This window comes from Rothia sp. HMSC065G12, assembly GCF_001811455.1.
Taxonomy (GTDB): Bacteria; Actinomycetota; Actinomycetes; order Actinomycetales; family Micrococcaceae; genus Rothia; species Rothia dentocariosa.
Map to the genome: position 1 here is coordinate 738,603 of NZ_KV804815.1, position 20,181 is coordinate 758,783.

At 51.9% G+C, this 20,181-nt stretch carries 14 protein-coding genes; 4 read left to right on the top strand and 10 right to left on the bottom strand.

The genetic code is table 11. The features are described 5' to 3' along the window. Positions 1 to 31: 31 nt before the first annotated feature. The 3 genes from HMPREF2804_RS08340 to HMPREF2804_RS08350 form a co-directional block, all read right to left on the bottom strand. Positions 32 to 1,552: a hypothetical protein gene (locus HMPREF2804_RS08340; protein WP_246824222.1), complete on the bottom strand. Its 1,521-nt coding sequence runs from the start codon at positions 1,550 to 1,552 to the stop codon at positions 32 to 34. Between the two features lie 89 nt (positions 1,553 to 1,641). Continuing rightward, positions 1,642 to 4,833, bottom strand: a complete 3,192-nt coding sequence (locus tag HMPREF2804_RS08345; protein ID WP_070627940.1) for an AAA family ATPase — start codon at positions 4,831 to 4,833, stop codon at positions 1,642 to 1,644. Continuing rightward, a complete protein-coding gene (locus HMPREF2804_RS08350) occupies positions 4,830 to 6,017 on the bottom strand; it encodes a metallophosphoesterase family protein (RefSeq protein WP_070627941.1) in 1,188 nt (395 codons plus the stop codon). The genes HMPREF2804_RS08345 and HMPREF2804_RS08350 overlap by 4 nt, the downstream gene beginning before the upstream one ends. 104 nt (positions 6,018 to 6,121) lie before the next feature. Here HMPREF2804_RS08350 and HMPREF2804_RS08355 point away from each other — a divergent pair, with 104 nt between their 5' ends. Then, positions 6,122 to 7,255, top strand: a complete 1,134-nt coding sequence (locus tag HMPREF2804_RS08355; protein WP_070628037.1) for an ADP-ribosylglycohydrolase family protein — start codon at positions 6,122 to 6,124, stop codon at positions 7,253 to 7,255. A gap of 34 nt (positions 7,256 to 7,289) precedes the next feature. Here HMPREF2804_RS08355 and HMPREF2804_RS08360 read toward each other — a convergent pair whose 3' ends face one another. The 7 genes from HMPREF2804_RS08360 to HMPREF2804_RS08390 all read right to left on the bottom strand — a co-directional run bounded on the left by HMPREF2804_RS08360 (position 7,290) and on the right by HMPREF2804_RS08390 (position 15,900). Continuing rightward, positions 7,290 to 8,153: a YwqG family protein gene (locus HMPREF2804_RS08360; protein WP_080972573.1), complete on the bottom strand. Its 864-nt coding sequence runs from the start codon at positions 8,151 to 8,153 to the stop codon at positions 7,290 to 7,292. Between the two features lie 57 nt (positions 8,154 to 8,210). Then, a complete protein-coding gene (locus tag HMPREF2804_RS08365) occupies positions 8,211 to 9,095 on the bottom strand; it encodes a YwqG family protein (protein ID WP_070627942.1) in 885 nt (294 codons plus the stop codon). A 12-nt stretch (positions 9,096 to 9,107) separates the two neighbouring features. Continuing rightward, entirely contained in the window at positions 9,108 to 9,962 is an 855-nt protein-coding gene (locus tag HMPREF2804_RS08370) for a YwqG family protein (protein WP_070627943.1), read from the bottom strand. A 144-nt stretch (positions 9,963 to 10,106) separates the two neighbouring features. Continuing rightward, positions 10,107 to 10,994, bottom strand: coding sequence for a YwqG family protein (locus HMPREF2804_RS08375; RefSeq protein ID WP_070627945.1), 888 nt, complete (start codon positions 10,992 to 10,994; stop codon positions 10,107 to 10,109). Positions 10,995 to 11,401: 407 nt separating this feature from the next. After that, positions 11,402 to 12,808 carry an RNA polymerase sigma factor gene (locus tag HMPREF2804_RS08380; protein ID WP_004004969.1) on the bottom strand — a complete coding sequence of 469 codons (1,407 nt, stop codon included), beginning with the start codon at positions 12,806 to 12,808 and terminating at the stop codon, positions 11,402 to 11,404. 274 nt (positions 12,809 to 13,082) lie between these two features. Further along, positions 13,083 to 14,720 carry a DUF4192 family protein gene (locus tag HMPREF2804_RS08385; protein WP_070448553.1) on the bottom strand — a complete coding sequence of 546 codons (1,638 nt, stop codon included), beginning with the start codon at positions 14,718 to 14,720 and terminating at the stop codon, positions 13,083 to 13,085. Positions 14,721 to 14,988: 268 nt separating this feature from the next. Then, entirely contained in the window at positions 14,989 to 15,900 is a 912-nt protein-coding gene (locus HMPREF2804_RS08390; RefSeq protein ID WP_013397368.1) for a PAC2 family protein, read from the bottom strand. A gap of 224 nt (positions 15,901 to 16,124) precedes the next feature. Between HMPREF2804_RS08390 and HMPREF2804_RS08395 the strand changes: the two genes are divergently transcribed. The 3 genes from HMPREF2804_RS08395 to HMPREF2804_RS11345 all read left to right on the top strand — a co-directional run. After that, positions 16,125 to 17,618 (top strand): leucyl aminopeptidase, encoded by a 1,494-nt coding sequence (locus HMPREF2804_RS08395; protein WP_070448554.1) that lies wholly within the window; start codon positions 16,125 to 16,127, stop codon positions 17,616 to 17,618. A gap of 326 nt (positions 17,619 to 17,944) precedes the next feature. After that, positions 17,945 to 19,330: a dihydrolipoyl dehydrogenase gene (gene lpdA / locus HMPREF2804_RS08400; protein WP_070448555.1), complete on the top strand. Its 1,386-nt coding sequence runs from the start codon at positions 17,945 to 17,947 to the stop codon at positions 19,328 to 19,330. Positions 19,331 to 19,521: 191 nt separating this feature from the next. Beyond that, positions 19,522 to 20,181: biotin/lipoyl-containing protein (locus HMPREF2804_RS11345; RefSeq protein ID WP_305793933.1), on the top strand; the 660-nt coding region annotated here is incomplete at its 3' end.

Genomic DNA, 20,181 nt, shown 5'->3' on the forward strand with positions numbered 1-20,181 from the left:
ATTATTCATATGGGTAAGTCCTACTTACTGATCAGCCGTCTAATGGCGCCAGTTGTTCCTCATAGCGGCGGCGCCAGAGATACCCGTAAAGATGCCCCATGCAGAAGTACAAGCAAGCGGCAACGATCGGAACGATAAAGGCGTTACGGTAGTAGGGCCCACTTCCCAGGTACCCTCCCCAGGTAGCACCGAAGGTAAGCCCTAGTGCCATAGCACCACTAATATAGAAGCTCATCTGGGTGTCGGGAGTGCGTACCAGCACATGCGCCAAAGCTAATTTATGGCCGCCAACAACAATTCCTAACGCCACGCCGTAGATTGCTAGGCCTACCATCATCATTGATATTCGATCGACAGTAGGCAGTAAAAGTGCAGCCAGTGTGAGCACAACGCCGCTCGAAAGCCAACCGTGCCAAGGAACAATTTTATCTGCGCCTAAAAGCACCGGAAGCATAGTGATAACAGCCGTCCCCAAGCATATTGTAATCATCAAGGGGTAGAGCGATAATGCATTGTGGTTGAGAGCGAATCCCAGCAGAGCTGAACCGATAGATCCGATGCATCCGCTGATAACCATGAGTCCCAAGATCAGAACCATACTTATAGAATCTGAGGGTGTCTCCTGTACATGCAGTTGTGCGGTTCCATCTGCTCGCGCCACATCTGAATCTGAGGGGAGCGACTTTGGAGTTCTAGGAAGTACGTTGGGGATAAGAACGACAACAAATATTAACAAACCAGCCAATAAAATAGCCGCCCAGAACCCAGCGTTAATACCCATAAGGCTGTTCAGAAGCACCAAGACAAATGCAGCCAGAGGATATAGCGCCAGCTTTTCGACATTCGTCCATGCAACCATGGCAAAAAGCCACTCAGGATCAGAAGTTTTTGTGGGATTATACCGAGCTTCATGCACAATCACAGGCCATGGCGGAAGGGTGTAGCCCGCCAGCATACATGCCGCCGCATACTCAAAAGTCGTGACTGAGGCTGCGGCCTCCGTAGCCAGCATATTTGACAGATGCATGAGGTACAGTACCGCAGGAATATGCAGAACCGCACTGCCTCCTAATACGATTCTAAGACCGCAATAACGCTCCAAAATCGGGGTTGTCGATATCTTGAGGGTATAGGCAAAGGCAAGAGCCCCTACAGCATATCCGCCATCATGCACTGTATGCAGATTTCGTGCAATTACCAGAAAAAGGGTCATACCGATCAGGGCAACAGGCATGTGCATCATAACGTCAAATGCGCTGTAAAGAAATCCTTCTTCGCGCCGTGTGCGGATAAGGTATCTTAATCGAATCCTCAACATCCCCAGAAAGCTGCGACCGTGAGCACGGGTCGCTTCTCGCAGATCGTATTCTTCGTGAGGAACCACAATATTTGTCTGAAGCCCAGAGCTCCAGCGGGGTACCCCGGTCCCTAAAGAGCTATGCCGCTGTTGCGAGGGCTTGTTAGTAATGCGCGTACCAGGCGCACCAGAACCTAACGGTGTAGGTGAGGTTCTCTCACCGCCGTCTCTTCCGGATGTGGTGGGGCGGCGCATCCTGTTCTCCTTGGGGGTGTTTGAGGCCGGTCTTCTCAACCGTCTAAGTGATATCTCTTTGGATAGTTTACCCCCGCATTCGTCCAAACCTAAACGTTAACTCGAAGAGTTGAGCCATTTTGTCGCTTTTCTATACTGACTTGGGCAGAAATACGCTCTTTCATATCTTCAACGTGTGATATAAGTCCAATAACACGACCGTTCTCTCGAATATTCTCCAGCGTTTCCATTACAAGCTCCAGAGTCTGCGCATCGAGAGTTCCAAAACCTTCATCAATGAAAAGTGTCTCAATCTCTATACCGCCGTTACGTGCTTGAACAACTTCGGCAAGGCCCAAGGCTAATGAAAGCGATGCGAGGAAAGACTCGCCGCCGGAAAGAGAATTCACCTCACGCTGGTCGTTATTCCAGTTATCCTCAACGCTAATACTCAGACCGCCGCCAATACGCGCTCGTTTCTCTCGTTTGTCGCTGAGTACCAAACGGTAACGATTATCGCTCATACGCTGCAGATGCTCAGAAGCCACTTGCAAGACTTGCTCAAATTCACCGCCGAGCACATAGCTCACAAGATCTATCTGATGGTTTTTATCAGGATTGTCACCCCGAGCGATGCTCGCCAGCCCGGCGTAAAGATTGGCCTGTTCCACGGCATGGGCTGATTCCCCTTGCTGTTCTTGGTAGTCCTGAAACAGAGATTCTAAAGTTTCAATACCATTTGTACGGATACCCTCGCGTGTCATCAAAGTTTCATAGTGTTGCTCAACATTATCGCGTTCTTGACGTATGCGGGTAAGTTCTTCTTGGGAAGGAGCCTTCTGTCCATGCTCAATAAGCGTGGCAACGGTACACATGGCTGGTCGGTCAAGAGAGGCTTGAAGAGTCGCATGTTCTTCTTGATAAGCCGAAATAGCCTGCTCAAGATGCTGTTGCTGTACCTCTGTGAGAACCGCCTGCTGAACCGCCTCGAAAGTCTCGAAAACCGACCGTTCCAGACTTTGCTGTGCTTGATGCGCGCTCTCTGCGGCGCTAATTGTGGCGTCGTCAAGACGACGGCTCGCATCAACGGCACGATGCGCCTGCTCCACGTAGCTTTCAAGCAAGCGTACCCGGTCAGCAAAACTTATGGTAGCCACCACCTGACAAAGTTTTTTCTCAAGCTTTTTCAGGGTTTGCTGCTCACTCGCCTGCTGAGTCTGCAGTTGGGTTAAAGATGTACGTGCCCGGGTCTGCTCTTCCGAAATTTTCTGAAGTTCAAGCGTCTCTTTTTCCTGTTTATGCTGCGCTTCACGCTTGTGTGTTAAGGCTTCTTGAGCCTGGTTATATATATTTTGTGCTTCTGTCACCTGACTCTGTGCTTCTTGAGAATCAGGCATGTGAGACTCGTTAAGTTGGTCCAAAACGGTCTGGGTTTGTGCCACGGAAGTAGCTGCTGCCGACGCTTTCTGCTGCTCCCGGTGGGCACGTTCCTCGGCGGCATCAATCTCAGATTGTTCCACTAAGGTAATGCCGTTGACGCTAGGCTGGGCCGGTTGCGGATGCTCCCGAGAGCCGCACACCATGCAGGGCTGTCCTTCGTCCAGCTCCTCTGCAAGTGTGAAAGCAACCTGCTCTAGACGCCGTTTTTGAAGCCTCGTGTACTCTTCCGATGCGGTGATAGATACCCGCTGAATTAGCTCATATGCCCGCACGGCCTGGTCGTGAGCAGCTAGCGCCTGCTCTAATTTTTCTGCATGGGCAGCGACTTCTTGCTGGGTCTTTTTCGCAGTTTCTAGGGCAATTTGGGCCCGAGCGTAGTTCTGTTCAACATCGTGCAGGGAGCTTAGCCGCTTGCTAATATCACTGAGTTTTTGCTGGCTCTGGAGCTCGCGCTTCGCAAATCCTTCCACCGTACGTTGCGCTTTCTCGGAGTCCCGCTTGAGCGCTGTAAGGGCTGCTTTTGCCTCTTCTAAAGCTTGTTCATCGTGCTGGTATACCCGAAGCTGCGCCATCACGCTTGGAGCTTGATTGAGAACCCGTTGAAGATCCTGCGCCGTGTCTATCCGGTACAGTGAAGCCTCAAGGTGCTCGGTGCAGTCCCCTAGGGCTTCTAGAGCTTGTGAGGCGCTGCTCCGAGCCATGTTCAGCGTATCCTGTGCGTGCTCGGCGGCGTGCATCCGGCGTTCCTCATCACGACGAGAACGTTCCAGTTCAGCCTCCACAGGGGCTGCTGCCCGAGAGTTACTGAGCGTTCGGCACTGTTTCTTATGTTCCTCTTCCTGGGATTCGTGTCGCACCCATGCCGACTGCAGTTTCTTATATTCCGCCCAATCCTGTATTCGCTGGGCTATGTCCTGCTGTTGCGCGGCAAGTTTTTCACGTTTATCTTTGAGGTCGGTCAGGGCGTGCTCATCCTGCTGTTCTTGCCGGCGTACAGCGTGAAGATGCTCCGTGAACCACCCCTCGAAATCATGCCGTGCAGTCTCAAGATCGGTCGCTAGGTCAAGTTTGGTATATGCTTCAGAAACTTCGCGCTCCTGCGCATCAACGATATTTTTGTTGTCGTCAAGGTCTGTGCCGCTACGCGAAAGTCGTTCACATAGTTTTGTGTACGTCGTGACGGTCTGCTCAAGAGTCCTGTCTAAAGCATGTTTAATATCCTGTACAGCACGCTCACTAATCTGTTCTTCCTCTCGAAGCCTATTCATTACCTGTTCATAGGTATCAACCGGAAAAAGCTGTTTAAGCAACGGAATTCGGTCTTTACTGCGAGCTTTAAGAAAATCGGCGAATTGCCCCTGCGGTAAGAGCATAACCTTCAAGAATTGTTCTCGGTTAAGTCCTATAAGTTTTGTCAGGTAGTCCGCCGAGTCTGCCATGCCCTCCGCGGCTTTACGCCAGGATTGTTCATCCTGCGGGTCTCTGCCCGGAATAAGTTCAGAAACTAATGCCTGCGGATTTTCGAGAGTGGGTGTTCCCTTATTTTTCCCGCGCGTTATGAGCCGACGATAGGCCGGGGTTCGGTCGATCCTCAGACGACGATTCTGTATGCTCAACTCCAGAAAAATATGGGGTTTTATTTCTCCAGGGGGCACATGGGTAGAGTACAAAGATCCTATATCACGCTCGGAAGAGGGCATTCCGTACAGTGCATAACAGATAGCGTCGAGTACGGTCGTTTTTCCTGACCCGGTGGGACCATTAAGAAGAAAAATACCGGCTTCGTTGAGGGCATCAAAGTCTATGACCTCTCGCTTGGGATAGGCCATGAATGCTTCAAATTCTAGGCGATGAAAAATCATGCTGACCTCCCGCTGCTGATAACCTCATCAACAATATGTTCAAGGGCTCGGGTTTCTGCCGCCTCCAGCGGATGCGCCCGCACGGTAGCGTAAAACTCCTCGCACACATGCGCCGGGTTAGTGGTTTCGGTGATGCGCGGGCGAGTATTTGCGCGCGGTTGTTGATGCAGAGGCTCAAAAACGAACGAGGCAATATTCTCATATCGTTTACGGAGCTCGTCAAGAGTACCTACCGGCTGCTTATCATCGCGCAGGATAATACGGCAAAAATACTCGGTTTCGTAGGGCGAGAATTCGTCGCTTTCCATCAGTTCATCGAAAGTTCCCGTCAGGGTCTTAATGGGCAGCCGAGTGCGCCATTCATGGGATTCGACCTGCAGTTCCATGCCCCCGTCGCGTGCTGTGAGGTTCAGTAAATAGGCTCCGTTTTTATTAGCTTCTTCGCTGAAGGAAAAAGGTAGCGGCGAGCCGCTGTATCGTACACGATCCATCACCGGGTAGCGGCGGTGAATATGTCCTAATGCCATGTAATCGAATCCCTCGAAGAGCGCAGCTGGCACCCAGTCCACACCGCCTACGCTGATATTTCGTTCCGAAGAGGAACGCACAGATTCATTGAAGTCACCGTGCTCGCTCACGGTGGCATGGGCCATGACAATGGTGAAATCTGCGGGGTTCTCCCCTGCGTTCCGTTTCTCATTGTCTTCTCGAATTCGTGTGCAGACCTCTCCCAGCACGGCTGCATGGGTGGGCTCAACATCAAGCTGACGCCCATAATAACGTGGGTTTAGGTAAGGTATGGCGTAAATACGCACTCGTATATCGTCTCGGATAAGTTCTACCGGTTCAAATGTTTCCTTCAAAGTCGTCACAGGGTATATACCCTGCCGCGCTAAAGTACCTGCCCCATACCCTAACCTACGAGCGGAATCATGATTGCCCGCACTCAGAACTACCTGAATTCCCGCGAGCGCCAGACGGTCTAAAGTCTTGCCAAGAAGCTCGGTGGTTTCGGCGCTGGGGTAGGCGCTATCATACACGTCTCCGCTGATAAGGAGCACATCAATCTTTTCAGCAGTCGCATAGTCGATAAGTTCATCGATGAACCGTTGATGCCATTCGTGCAGGCTGTGCCGGTGGAAGGTACGCCCTAAATGCCAGTCGGAGGTGTGCAGAATCTTCATAGTTTTTAGTATTACATTGGGCGCTGGAACATGCACCCTGATTTCGTCATGCATATAATTTATGCCCGTATTTTGGCATTGTAGGGTATGGGATAATGTGCGTTATGGGTGATTTTACTCGGGTACCTCATATTTCCTCTCCAACGTATGCCGAACGCCTTCGATCTGCCCTGATTGCGGGTGCACTAGGCGATGCGCTCGGCTATCCCTTAGAGCTTCTGAGCGCCACCGAGATCGCGGAACGCCCGCAGAGCATCGTAACGGGAAATACCCCGCTGATCTTTAGCGATGACACCCAACTGACCTGCTATACCGTTGATGCCCTGACCGAGGTTTTGGAATGGAACAACCAGGGGGCAGCTGCCGATGAAGCGGCATGTCTGTGGCTCGCCTATCTGCGCTGGTACCGAAGTATGGGTTTCGTTTTACCCGAGAATGCTCCTTATGCTCTGCCTCGTACCATCGATCATGGTACGTATATGACCCGGAAGGAAGGTCCAGGGAAAGCAACTCTGCGTGCTTTAGCAAGCGGAGAGATGCAGACCGCTACGCAGAACATTAATCCTGAGGGGCTAGGTTCTGGTGCTCTTGTACGGTCGGTTGCATTCGGGTTTTTACCGGTGGAGCAGGAACGTACAGTCGTATCGTTGGCGGTACGTGGTGCTGCGCTCACGCATGGGCATCCGGAGGCGCTAGTTTCTGCAGCAGCATATGCTCTGCTGGTTCGTGATGCTCTGGGTCGGGTAACTTCCGACCAACCTTCACGATCTTCAGACATACTCGCCGCATCAGTAAAGACAATTATCGAGTGGTGCGGCACGGTAAATGCGGATGGTGTGTTTCCCGGTGACGGTTCGCTGACCCGCGATGTTCTAGAGCAGGCGCTTCGTCTCGGGGGTGGGGAATATCCTGTAGAGCCCTCTGCGAAGACAGTAGCACAAGAGTTCGGCACTGATTGGATGGCTACGACGGTGTTGGGGATCGCCGTGTGGGTGGCGCTTTACGCGGAGTCGCGCGCCCGCGCATCCTCCGGTCTAACCCGGCATATTTTGCTCGATGCTTACACGCAGGCCATATCGGTAGATTCCGATTCGGATTCCATCGGGTCTGTGATGGGTTCTCTCGTAGCGCTCTGTTTTCAGTTCGGCGACTTGGCGAGGCTGCAGATAAAACGTGTTCGGGGTCTTGATGAAGTGCAGGCCGTTGCTGAGCGGTTTCTTGCTCAACTTGGACTATAGACTATATTTCACGCAAACAATCGGCGCGAAGCAGCTAGCCACAGGACCATTCAAAAAGGACTTGTGAGAAGTCGCGGTCTGCTAATTGTTGCGGAGTAATCAGCCAGTTTGCGGTACCCATATCACCCCACATAATGTCACCGTCACCATCATTTTTTGCTTCCTCGGAGGCGATGGTAAGCAGGTTAACCGTATATTCTTGCAGTTCTGAGTTGTTCTCGCGCGGGTCGCTCTGCACAAAGCTGGGGTACCCGCCAAGCTTATGGTACTCAGTGCTATCGGTCAGGTCGTAGGCAATATTCTCCCCATCGTGCAGGCGGTCTATCTCGTAGACCTCGTTAATAGTCTGCTCTGGGTGTTTCTCGTTCCACCGGTGTACGAACCGGGCCTCAAATTCACGGCTTGTGTCGCTCAGGCTCTCATGTTTTTTCTTGAAAGTGAGCGCAAGCTCAGCCTCTGGCGGGTAGATAGGCCAATCTTCGCTCCGTGCTGCGGTGACTGCGGGGTGCCCCGCAGGGGCGGCTTCACCCACCTGGGGGTAGTAAATAACCCGAATATTCGCCTGGTTGGCTATATCATTGGCGTTGAAGCCCCAGTTTTCATCGCCTTCTTCTTCGCCGGAATCAATCCAGAACTGAAGTATCCCGGTCTTGGGATAAAGCTCATTTTTAGGTAACTCAGCACAGTTAATCTGCGCGATCATCCCTAAGGGCTTCCCGCTCTCATTGGTGGGTGCCTGAGCCCCGGCAGGCAGGTACGGGGCGCCGCCAAACTTCGAGGCAGTCACTGGCAGCGGTGCCTTGGCACCGGCTGTTTTAATACGGATAACTGGCTGCCGTGTGGCGGCAGTGATTTCTGCCGCGATTTTCCGTGCTTCTTTAGCTACTGTACGGCCCATAATATTTTCCTCCCAATACCTGACTTTCGTTTTCACCAGTCTTATTGATAGTTGCAGCTAGCCGCAGGACCATTCAAAAAGGACTTTCGAGAAGTCTCGGTTCTTCAGCTGTTCCGGGGTTATTAGCCAGTTTGCAGTGCCCTGATCTCCCCAAACAGTAACAAATTTTTCGGCGTCCTCAGAGAACATGGTGAGCAGGGTGATTGTGTAGTTATCGAACCCATCATGCTCTTGACGCGGGTCCTGCTGGGTAAACTCTGGGTGCCCGCCAAGTTTGTGGTAACTTCCCTGATCTATGTCGCGGTAGAACATCACGCTCGGGCGTTCCTCATCTGCGGGCGCGTATGCATCAATACCCGCGAAATCGCCGATAGGCTGCTGGGGGTATAGTTCATTCCACAACTCTACAAACCGGCTCTGGTAGACCCACCAATTCTGTGGGGTTATTCCTTCTGAGGTTTCTTCAAAGCTGAGTCCGATTTCCCATCCCTGATCCACGTGTACTGGCCAGGCCATAAATTCCATCTCGGTTTGTTTCTCTTGATCTGGCATAACAAGAGCGTGGGCGCACGGGTTTGTGTCCTTATGATGGGGATAATAGATCACGCGAGTATTGACCTGCGATACCGGGTTCTTCAGATTGATGCCCAGTCCTAGCTCATCATACGGATCCAGCCAGAACTGAAGTATCCCGGTCTTGGGATAAAGCTCATTTTTGGGTAACTCAGCACAGTTAATCTGCGCGACCATACCCAGCAGCTTACCATCCTGGTTAGTGGGGGCCAGCGCCCCGGCGGGAAGATACGGCACTCCCCCAAATTTAGAGGCGGTCACCGGCACAGTTCCCTGAACTGCGCGAGGAATGATACGCACAGTGGGTTTACGATCCTGCTGGCTCAGCAGATAATTAAGGTGCTTGACCCGCTCAAAAATAGTGCTCATGGTGTATTTTCTTTAGCAGCTATCCCACGAATAAAAGACCTTAGAGAAATCTAAATTCTTCAGTTGCTCTGGGGTAATCAGCCAGTTTGCCACTCCGGCATCGCCCCACATGATGGTTATGGTGTCAGCTTCATATGCAGAGACAAGAGTGAGCAGATTAATCGTGTAGTCTTTCCATTCTTCCTTGTCATCGCGGGGGTCCCAGTCGATATACTCGGGAACACCGCCCAGCTGGTGGTGATCAAGATCTTCATAAAAGGTGCTCGCAAGGTCATCGCCTTCAAGCCCTGCAAGTTCATCAAGATCCCAAGGACTTTCAATCTGCTCCTGCGGGTAGCGTTCATTCCACAACCGCGTAAATAACTGCCCGGTACTGTATTGTTTGAGTTTTAGCCCGGACTCTAGATTTTCAGGCTCGAAGCTTAGGGCGTATTCTCCGCCCAAAAGAGGCCATATAAAGCCATTATCCTCGGTAATGACTAGTTTATGAGCCTTCCTGTTCGCTTTTCCCAGCTTGGGATAGTAGATCACGCGATCATATTGTGATGAGGTGTAATCTTCCGTATCGGTCTCGGTCGGGCTAATCCAGAACTGCAGCAGCCCCTCCGCCGGGTAAATACTATTCGGGGGCAGATCGACGCAGTTAATCTGCGCAATCATATGCAAAGGTTCACCGTTAACGTCTACGGGACCGTCCTGGCCCTTGGGCAGGTACGGCACTCCCCCGATTTTGGAGGCGGTGACTGGCAGCGTCTTGTACTTAGCGAATCGTGTGTTGATACGCATCGTGGGAACTTGATGTCCCACATTCATCTCAGCCAGTAAAGTGCGAGCCCGTTCTAGTATTTCTGTCTGCTTATCCGTCACGCGTTCTCCTCGTGGAGTTGGATGCCCAATGTTATATAAAGATGACTCACACCTTAGCATGAAGCATTAACTTTATACCCAGTCGGAGAAGATACACGCCAGAGAAATTTATGCGTACAGCCAGCTGAACCTAAGTATTGGACCTTATGACCATTCGAAGAGAACCTTCGAGAAGTCTCGGTTCTTAAGCTGGTGCGAGGTCACCATCCAGTTTGCGGTTCCCATATCGCCCCACATAATGCCCTCATGGCTCCCTGACTCCACCCGTGATATAAGCGTCAGCAGATTCACGGTGTACCGAGTAAGAGCCGCATCACCATCACGCGGATCGCGTTGCTCGAAGAGGGGGTAACCACCAATTTTGTGATGGGTATAGCTTTCGGGGGTGCCCGTCATATCGCGTAAAGTCTTGATGGTATCAGCACCGCCGTCGAACTTTCGAAGGTCCCAAATACTCGCTATAAGCTGCTCGGGGTACATATCGTTCCAGATTCGAGTAAATTCCGAATGTGGGCGTCCGTCAAAAATCCATTCTTCATTACTCTGGGTTTTAGCGATAAGACCATACCCATGACGTCCGCTGACCGGCCAATATAAGTCATCATGAGGATTATTAACTATAAGTTCCGTTACGGCGGTACCGACCCCGGAGTCTGGCGCATCCAGAGTCGGATAATAGACAACTCGAGTTTTTTGTTGGCTGGTGGGATCGTCTAAGTTTAGCCCCCACAAGTCTTCGTGCGGATCAAGCCAGAACTGTAGGATTCCGGTTTCGGGGTAAATATCGTTTGTGGGAAGCTCAGAACAATTAATCTGGGCAATAAGCCCCAAATTCTGTCCACTGCCGTTGGTCGGCACCGCAGTACCAACCGGAACGTAGGGAACACCTCCAACCTTAGAAGCGGTCACTGGCAGAGGTTCTGATGTCTGCTGAGTGTCAAAGAAAATAACAGGCGATATCTGCTGTGCATTGATGCGGTCAATAACGTTCAGGGCTTGTTGTTCAAGAGCGGTCTTTTCAAGAATACTCACAGTATCGTCCCCTATCGGTGATGTGGATGTGGGATGCGGTTGTTAGCTGCATTTCCGGAAAAATGCGGGTTCGTTATCTTGTGGTAACCACTACTTCTAGGTAATCACAGATAAACACGCTATGCCATACCTTGCGTTCCGTGTCGTGTACTTGCAGGGTCGACTTTATACGCACGAACATGCCTTAGATTTGCGTTGTTTACCACCGCCTTGTTAGCGGGCCCTCCCAAGCCGCAACAGCGCGGTATTCAAGGCTGCGAGTTACGCTCTTTCACCCTCAAGATAGATTTCAGTAGGGGTGTTTTCTATTCGCATACTGCTTAATTGTATTAAGTGTTATACGTAAGTGTGCCCATCAGAAAGGTCTGATGGGCACACTCAACACGTTACGACTAGGGGTATTGTCTCTAGTCTAGATAGTCACGTAAAACCTGCGAACGCGAGGGGTGACGCAGTTTCGACATGGTCTTTGATTCGATCTGACGAATACGCTCACGCGTCACGCCGTATACCTTGCCAATTTCGTCTAAAGTCTTCGGCTGCCCGTCGGTCATGCCGAATCGCATAGCAACCACGCCCGCTTCACGTTCGGAGAGCGTATCGAGCACCGAGTGCAGCTGCTCTTGGAGAAGAGTGAATGACACTGCGTCAGCCGGAACGACAGCCTCCGAATCCTCAATCAGGTCGCCGAACTCGGAATCGCCGTCCTCACCCAGCGGCGTGTGCAGAGAAATAGGTTCGCGCCCGTACTTCTGCACCTCAATAACCTTTTCGGGAGCCATGTCCAGCTCTTTACCGAGCTCTTCGGGGGTGGGTTCACGCCCCAAATCCTGAAGCATCTGACGCTGCACACGGGCGAGCTTATTAATGACCTCAACCATGTGCACAGGAATACGAATAGTACGCGCCTGGTCCGCCATTGCACGGGTAATCGCCTGACGAATCCACCAGGTGGCGTAGGTGGAGAATTTAAATCCCTTCGAGTAGTCGAATTTCTCGACCGCACGAATCAGACCCAGGTTACCTTCCTGAATAAGGTCAAGGAATAGCATTCCGCGGCCCGTATAGCGTTTAGCGAGTGAGACCACGAGGCGCAGGTTCGCTTCCAGCAGGTGGTTCTTCGCACGCTTACCGTCATGGATCACCCAGCGCAGTTCCTTCTTGAGCTTCGGATCCATGTCGGGGTTGTCGGCGAGTTTGTGCTCCGCATACAGGCCAGCTTCAATGCGCATCGCAAGATCGACTTCCTGCTGCGCGTTCAGGAGCGAGACTTTACCGATCTGCTTCAGGTAGTCTTTCACGGGGTCAGCTGTTGCTCCGGGGGTAACGACGCGTTGGGCAGGTGCATCGTCATCATCGCTGGCGGTCAGCACGAAGCCAGAGCCTTTAGCCGCCACTTCTTCGGCAGCTTTCTTCTCTTCCTTTTTGGCAACGGCTTCTTCATCTTCGTCAGCGTCTTCGTGCTCTTCGCCGTCAACGGTCTCGGGATCTAGCTCGTCGTCAAGGTCAAGATCAAACTCGTCCTCGTCGGTCTTCTTCTTACGTCCACCGGTTTTACGTTTAGTGGTTGTTTTACGCGCGCGCTTAGGTTTCTCTTCAGGCACGGCCTCGGCAGTGGCTTCGACCGAGTCCTCTGCATCAGATTTTGCGTCTTCTTGAGTTTTGGCTGCTGCGCGTTTCTTAGCAGGCGCTTTTTTTGCAGGTTTGGATGTGGCTGCAGTTTTTTTAGTGCGGGTTGTCTTTTTGGGGGTTTCGGCTACAGTCTCTTCAGAGGTTTCACCGGTCGCGGTCTTCTTGCTGGTTGCAGGTGCCACAAGAACCCTTTCTAACTCGTGTTGGGGTGCTTTGTCTGCAAAACACCTAAGACCCTGTCAAGTCTTGCTCCTCACATTATTGGTGAAAGCAGGGTTAGCGGAATAAATATAACCGCTAGATACTGGGGATTATTCCCTGCGTTTTCACCTCATGAAGGCGCGCGCAAAAGCACAGACTTTACGGGGTCATCATCAAGTATGGCAGAATCTTATTTTCTTTCAAATAAGGCTCGCCTAGACAACCCTGTTTTATTCCCTGCAAACACAACGTTCGCTACCCTGCCTTTGGCTCAATCGTCTCTACCTTGGCGTCGGCTGCCTCGTGAGGCAATAGAGTACTGAAGTAAAGGTCACCGCGCCAACACCGCACGGGATCCGTAATCCAGAGCGGAAATACAGATTCTGATAGGGCCTGAAAAAGAGGCATATCTTCATCACAGTGAAGCCTGGCGATATCGGCGAGAATACCTGCATAGGTATTTCCGCCACGTAGCCAATTTATCCAGGCTTGAAGAAGCCTCAGTCGACCATACTGTTCACCCGATTGAACCGCATGCACCAACAGATTACAGAGAACTTCGAGAGCGTTAAGACGGCTCCAGGCCGGTTTATAGTCCTTTGTTAGACCGCTCAGAAGTTCCACCATTCGGTCTATCTTCGTTATGTGTTCTTCCGGTCTGGTCTCAGACGAGTCGCATGTGTCGTCTAAAATCTGCTGTTGAAGTATACGATGCGTACGCCGTATCCAGTCGTGCCAGCTCACGCGACCGTGCCCGATACCTCCGATACGGGGGCTTTCGCCCCGAAAAGTTTGATAAAAGGTCTCCGGCAGCGTCGTGCGCCGACGAGTTGTTGGTTTGCCGTAACATAGAGGTTCCACCGGTTCGTATGATCCTTCACCGCACGCGGCATGCATACAGTCATATCCGTCTAGTACCCCCAATGCTTCCGGCAGGTCTTTAGCCGCTTGGTACAGTATAAATTCTGGGGTTGCCTGGGTACTCATGCTGCACAGCAGATAGCCGGCTATTTCGGGCGATATCAGCGAACGTAAACGATCCCCAAAACTTATGGCGTTATCGTGCTCTTCGGCGTTTTCAGGCGGATAGGTACGCATTACCCAGCGTACAGCCTCAAGGGCACTTTCCCAGTAGCAGAGTTCAATACTTTTCTGACGGTAGTAACCAGGATGTTCTAAAACAGTATGCCGACCCGTAGCTTGGTTAAGTTCTTCTTCAAAGGTATGCATCCACAACAGACTTGCTTGTTCCCATTCTGTCACCTCATTCGTGGAGGCACTGGTTGCAGTATCCCAGAGGCATTGCGTATATGCAGACAGGGGTTCTGCGGATACTCGGCGTCCCTCATACACCCGATCGAGATAGTACGAGCTATGCATAATGTCTTCAATAGGGCCACGGTAAGTGAGCGCAAGCTGGTTTTGATCAAGTGACCATCGCGATACGGACCCGCAGTACAGCACATCGTAAAGATCAAGATGAACATTGTTGCAAGCTGCGTAGAGTGTGGGCAGCCACTGGTTGAATGAGATTCCGGCGCGATTATCGATATACAAATCCGTATTGTGTAAGACAGTGCGTGTAGCAGGTGAAAGTTGCCGCTCTCGAGTTGCCGCATTGCCGCTAAAGATCAAAGCAAAGACCCCAGTAATGGGCTCGAACCCGTCAACGGTGGCGGGTACCAGATTCGCTAACGTATCAAAATATTGTTCTAGATCTTGTTGCTCATCAGGAAGATTAACGCGTATACACGGCCCTACGGCATGCTTCGTCACGCTTAAAAGCACCAGCGATTCTTGCGGCCAGTATCCAAACTGATGCAGCACGAGAGCTATCAAGTCTTCTTCGGTATGTAAGCTATAGGTTGTCGTTAGGTTACTCGTTGTTGTCATATCTTTACTATGGCAAGATTGCTCACCTTAAAAGTTCGCAGACCAACTAACCTGTGGATAACCCAGGTGCATTCACTTCGTTAGGACACATATTTCGCTTCTGTGGATAAGAATTAGCTGTTTTCTATCCAAATATTACGATCCATACTCACACGAACAGCACAAGGCATATGTGACCCCTAAAAGTTTAGGGATGCACCCACCATAGCTTGAATTTTCTATGTTGCGTGCACCCCTGAGTTAAACCATGGGATCTTTTGAGCCTTACTTATTCTTCATGCTCCTCAAGGAATCGCTCAAACATGGCACCGATTTCATCACGTCCAGGAATCTTATGGGCGTCGCGCTGCGAGAGCGGAATAGCGACGTTTGAGGTACGGAAGTTTTCATCGTAATTCGCTTCCATCGTCGAAATCATACGCCCAATCTCTGGGTTCTCCTTGACCTGCTCATTAATTTGCCCATGAACAGCCCTCGCAGCCTCCCTAAGCTCATCACTCGGAAAAGCCAATCGAGTTGCCATACTCACATGTTCAAGCGCAGTTAGCGTTCCCTGCGGTAAATCAGCATCAGAAACATACTGGGGAATATTAATGCCGAATCCTACGGTGTCAAAGCCATTCTCGGTGAAAAGAACCTCTAAAAGATTCGTCATATTAGCATGCAAATCAGCCTTAGGACGCCACGGCGAAATACCTTCAATGAGATCTTTTCGAGAGCCATGCGCCGTCACCGGCATAGGACGTGTATGCGGCACAGGCATCGGAAACGCCGACACCAGCACCACAAGTGAAGGATCCAGCGTCCGCACAATAGACAACAACGCCTGCTGAAAACGCTGCCATTGATAATCAGGTTCTGAACCGGTCAAAAGCAAGAAAGGCTTATCAAGGGTATCTTCGACCGCATAAAGCTTCAGAGCAGGCATAATTGGCTGCTCAAAATGGTCTTTATTGAAGAAAATATGTGGTCTGCGGCTACGGTAATCATGAAGCTGATCCGTATCAAACTCCACAACCTCAATATTCTTAAGTTCCTTGAGAAGAAAATGCCCCAGCTGCCCCGCTGTGGATCCTGCATCCTGTGGGCTTGAGAGAGCAATAACCAGAGTGAGATTTTTCAACCGTGCATCATGAAGAATTTTATTATTCGCCAAATATAAATCTTCAGGGTTTAACATCTTCACTCCTTTCCCTCGCCGGGTTTAGTCTCTGAACTTTTTATTTTAATGTATGTGTCTAACCGCAACAGTACTATTTCCTAGTCTCTCGCGCGAGGCGAACACTCGTAAAAGCGTTAGAAGGGTATTTTCACCGTACTGTTCGTCAAGATTTCCGATACCCGCAGTGTACAGTAGAAACACATTACCCAATATCAATATTCCAACCCATTCGCGGAGGAACTATGTCGACAGCACTTTCTCTTCACACCAACGACCTGCAATCGCTGAATGCTGAGGTACTTGTTCTCGGTGTCTTTTCGGGAGAAGACGGACCTTACCTAGCCTCAAATTCACTTCCTGATGATTCGGCGCAGAGCATCAATAAACTTCTGGAGTCTCTAGGTGCCACAGGTGCTCTCGACCAAATACTTCGCCTCCCCGGCGTAGAAGGGGCATCGTCCGACATCATCGCTCTCATCGGTTTAGGCTCAGACACCACAATTGACCAGGAGCGCCTAGATGCCCTTCGCTTCGCTGCTGGCTCGGCAACCCGTCAGCTTTTAGGAACTGCACATATCGCGCTCGACTTCGGTAGTACCTCACGCGACGAAATTGAAGCTGTAGCTCACGGTGCCGTTCTCGGATCATTCTCCGAAGAAGGAGTACGCAGCAAAACTGCAGATTCTGTTCGAGACGAAGCGGAGTCCATCACCATTGTGGCAAAAGCCGATGCCAGCGAAGCCGAGCCCGCCCTTGTGCGCGCCGTTATTCTGGGCGAAGCTGCCAAGGATGCGCGCCGCCTCGTCAATATGCCCCCTTCACACCTGTACCCGGAATCTTTTGCAAATCTCGCCACAGAGCTTGTCAAAGATTATTCAGATGTCAGCATTGAAGTCTACCCTTATGACCGTTTGCTCAAGGAAGGTTTTGGAGGCATCGCAGGAGTCGGTCAAGGCTCCCCGCGGAAGCCCGCACTCGCCGTTATTAAGTACACCCCCGAGAGCCCTTCTGCACATGTGGCTCTCGTTGGCAAAGGGATTACTTTTGATACCGGTGGAAACTCCCTAAAACCTGCGGCATCTATGATGACGATGAAATGCGACATGGCAGGTGCAGCATCGGTTCTGCACGCAGTTCTTGCGGCGTCCGAGCTGGAAATTCCGGTTGAGGTCACCGGATACCTTTGCCTCGCTGAGAATATGCCCGGCGGAGCTTCCCTGCGCCCCGAAGACATTATCACGATTCGTGACGGTCGCACGGTTGAAGTTCTCAATACAGACGCTGAAGGTCGCCTAGTCATGGCGGATGGTATTGCTCTTGCATCCGAATCAAACCCTACCGTAATCCTGGATATTGCAACGCTCACGGGTGCAGCCATGGCGGCGCTGGGATTGCGTACCGCCGCACTTATGGGTGATGAGGATATTCGCGACCGTGTACAACAGGCAGGGGCAAAATCCGGTGAGGCATACTGGCAAATACCACTCGAATCATATCTGCGTGCCTCTATGAATTCCCCAGTGGCAGATATTAAAAATATGGGTTCGCGCTACGGTTCTATGATGATCGCAGGGCTCTTCCTGCAAGAATTTGTAGGTGAAGGCATTCCCTGGGCACATCTCGATATTGCTGGTCCTGCCTTTAACGAAGAAGGTGCTTATGGGTTCACCCCTAAGGAAGGTACCGGTTTTGGCACCGCAACCCTGGTGAATTTCATCGAATCGTACGCACAGTAAAGGAAACATCCGCCTTATATCGGGGTCCCTAGACTGACGGTCTCAGGGCCCCGATACTGCTCTTCTTCTACGTGCAAAATCTCACATCATAAATTCCAGTATGGTTACGCTCTTCAAAAAATTTGCACAGTTTGTGCGATTATTGCCCCAAATTAGCGTCAGGTGAACTTAAAGGGTCTAAAACAGGGGTATTGTTGTAGTGAGTGTTTTTCTGCTCTCTCATAGATGCGTGCCCTCACGCAAACCGGAAGGTGCGGGTCTGCTGTTTGACAGAAAAGCAATATAGATAAAGAACGCATTGCACCGGGGTTACAGCCCCACAATCTATGCAAGGGAGCAACATCGTGGCTCAAGAATTCGACATCCTCATCCTTGGCGGCGGTTCCGCTGGTTACTCTGCCGCTCTGCGCGCGCGCCAGCTGGGTTTTACCGTTGGCCTCGTTGAAAAGGAAAAAGTAGGCGGCACCTGCCTGCACACCGGTTGTATTCCGACGAAGGCGTACCTACACGCCGCAGAATTGGCGGAGGACGCTCGTGAAGCCTCTAAAGTAGGCGTAAACGCCACCCTAGAGTCCATCGAAATGGGTAAGGTACGCGATTACAAAGATGGTATTGTCGCGGGTAAATTCAAGGGTCTCTCCGGTCTTTTGAAGATGAAGGGCGTAGAGGTTATCGCTGGTGAAGGCAAGCTGACCGCTCAAGATACCGTGACTGTCAACGGTACGGATTACAAGGGCAAGAATATTATTCTTGCTTCCGGCTCTATCTCTAAGACTTTTGGCCTGCCTATTGAAGGTCGAGTTCTGACCTCCACCGAGGCTCTTGAAATGGACTACCTGCCGAAGAGCGCTATCGTTCTCGGAGGCGGCGTCATTGGCTGTGAGTTTGCCTCCATGTGGAAAGCTATGGGCGTAGACGTCACTATTATCGAGGGTTTACCCAACCTCGTTCCGAACGAAGATCCCGCCATCATCAAGGTTCTTGAGCGTGCCTTTAAGAAGCGCGGCATCAAGTTCAATACTGGTACTTTCTTTGAGAAGGTTGAGCAGGACGCTAACGGTGCAAAGGTAACCCTGGCAGACGGTAAGGTATTTGAGGCCGACATCGTGCTCGTTGCTGTTGGCCGTGGCCCCAACACTGCAAATATGGGTTACGAAGAGCAAGGTATCCCCATGGATCGTGGCTTCGTGCTTGCTAACGAGCGCCTGCACACCGGTGTTGGAAATATCTATGCTGTGGGTGACATTGTTCCTGGCGTTCAGCTTGCACACCGTGGTTACCAGCAGGGCATCTTTGTTGCCGAAGAAATTGCTGGTTTGAACCCCACCGTTGTTCCCGATGTTAATATTCCGAAGGTGACTTTCTGCGATCCTGAGATTGCTTCCGTGGGTTACTCCGAGCCGAAAGCGAAGGAGAAATTCGGTGAGGACAATGTTGAAGTTGCCGAATACAACCTGGCTGGTAACGGCAAGTCCGCTATCCTCGGTGCTACCGGTATCGTGAAGGTTGTCCGCCAGAAGGACGGCCCCATCGTTGGTGTTCACGCTATTGGTAAGCGCATGGGTGAGCAGATTGGTGAGGCTCAGATGTGGGTTGCTTGGGAAGCATTCCCCGAGGACGTCGCTAAGTTCATCCACGCACACCCGACTCAGAACGAGTCCCTGGGTGAGGCTGCAATGGTCCTGAACGGCACCCCGCTGCACAGCGCGTAAGTTTTGCTGACTGGCGTTAGCGCGTCAGCTTAGTATTGACGACCGTTGGTCGTTAGCGGCTGCCGGGCGTATCCGCTGAACAACGCCCCTATCCGGATGCGCGTCGATGTGCTTCGACGCATACGGCGCGCATCCGGGTCGCCGCTCACATTTTTCTAGTTCAAGCATTCACAAGGAGAACGGGAAAGATTATGTCCCACACCGTAGTACTGCCCGCACTGGGCGAGTCCGTGACCGAGGGTACCGTTACCCGCTGGCTCGTTGAGGTCGGCGACACCATTGAGGTTGACGCACCCCTGGTTGAGGTTTCCACCGACAAGGTTGACACCGAGGTTCCCTCCCCCGTAGCAGGCGTTGTTGAGCAGATTCTCGTCCCCGAGGACGAGGACGTCGAGGTCGGCGCTGCTCTGGCTATCATTGGCGACGGTTCCGGCGCTGCTGCTCCGGCTGCTCCCGCAGCTGCTGAGGCTCCCGCAGCTCCCGCTCCGGTTGCTGCGGCTCCGGCTGCTCCCGCTGCTGCACCGGCTGCTCCCGCAGCTGCTGCTGCAGGCACCGAGGTTCTGCTGCCCGCACTGGGCGAGTCCGTCACCGAGGGCACCGTTACCCGCTGGCTGAAGGAAGTTGGCGAGCAGGTTGAGGTTGACGAGCCCCTGGTTGAGGTTTCCACCGACAAGGTTGACACCGAGGTTCCCTCCCCCGTAGCAGGTACCCTGCTCGAGATCCGCATCCCCGAGGATGAGGACGCAGAGGTTGGCCAGGTTCTGGCTATCATCGGCGACGCTTCCGCTGCTGCTGCTCCGGCTGCTCCCGCTCCGGTTGCTGAGGCTCCCGCAGCTCCCGCTCCGGTTGCT